The following is a 749-nucleotide window of genomic DNA, read 5'->3' on the forward strand; positions in this document are numbered from 1 at the left end:
TTGCCGATCAGGACACTAGCGGCCCGTCATATCCAGCACCGCTTGCGGCAGGCGAGCACCCTTCAACGTGATCTGCGAGGCAGCCTGGTCGATATCTTTGAGCTCCTCCGACGCAAGCTCGATGGCGGCAGATCCGAGGTTCTCCTCCAGACGATGCAGCTTGGTGGTGCCGGGGATCGGAACGATCCACGGCTTCTGAGCAATCAGCCAGGCAAGCGCGATCTGCGCCGGGGTGGCGCCCTTTGCTGCCGCCACGTTGCGCAGCAGGTCGACCAGCGCCACATTCGCCTTCAGCGCCTCGGGCGCGAAGCGGGGAACACTGGCGCGGAAGTCGGTGCTGGCAAACGTCGTGTTCGCATCCATCTTGCCGGTCAGAAAGCCTGCTCCCAGCGGGCTGAAGGGAACGAAACCGATGCCGAGTTCCTCCAGTGTTGGGAGGATCTCCGCCTCGGGTCCCCGATACCACAGTGAATATTCGCTCTGCACCGCTGTAACGGGATGGACAGCGTGAGCGCGCCGAATTGTCTGCGCTCCAGCTTCGGAGAGCCCGAAATGCTTGACCTTGCCTTCCGCGATCAGCTCCTTCACCGCGCCCGCGACATCCTCGATTTGCACATTCGGATCAACGCGGTGCTGATAAAAGATATCGATGCGATCGGTCCTGAGGCGCTTCAGTGAAGCTTCCGCGACCGCCCTGATATGATCCGGCCTGCTGTTCAGGCCGCCGCTGCGCTGGCCCGTCTCAAGAT

General features: G+C 62.2%; 1 protein-coding gene. It reads right to left on the minus strand.

Annotated elements, in window-relative coordinates; all coding sequences use genetic code 11:
* Positions 1–15: 15 nt before the first annotated feature.
* Positions 16–749, minus strand: a 734-nt coding sequence (locus tag FCU66_RS35090) for an aldo/keto reductase (protein WP_136625479.1), incomplete at its 5' end; no start/stop codon positions are given.

This window comes from Mesorhizobium norvegicum, assembly GCF_004919685.1.
Taxonomy (GTDB): Bacteria; Pseudomonadota; Alphaproteobacteria; order Rhizobiales; family Rhizobiaceae; genus Mesorhizobium; species Mesorhizobium norvegicum.